The organism is Pantoea sp. SIMBA_079 (genome assembly GCF_046940275.1).
In the GTDB taxonomy this organism is placed as follows: Bacteria; Pseudomonadota; Gammaproteobacteria; order Enterobacterales; family Enterobacteriaceae; genus Pantoea; species Pantoea borealis.
Genome location: NZ_JAWRYR010000780.1, coordinates 1 through 244, shown reverse-complemented (window position 1 = coordinate 244; position 244 = coordinate 1). Strand labels below are relative to the sequence as shown.

General features: G+C 69.3%; 1 protein-coding gene. It reads right to left on the bottom strand.

Features of this window, described 5'->3' with window-relative positions:
- Positions 1 to 244, bottom strand: a 244-nt coding sequence (locus SB719_RS22070; RefSeq protein WP_412160019.1) for a cytochrome ubiquinol oxidase subunit I, incomplete at both ends; no start/stop codon positions are given.

Here is a 244-nt window from a genome sequence, read left to right as displayed (position 1 = left end):
ACAGCGTGCGCCGGCGCCAGGCCCACAGCGACACGACGGTCAGCAGCAGCATCGCCATGCCGATGCCGACCATGATCCGGAACGCGTAGAACACCGGCTTGACCGGCGGCCGGTCTTCGGGGGCCACGGCCGTCAACGGCTCGATCTCGCCGTCGAGGCTGTGGGTCAGGATCACGCTGCCGAGCCGCGGGATCGCGATCTCGTAGTCGTTGCGCGCCTCGCGTTCGTTGGGCACGGCGAACAG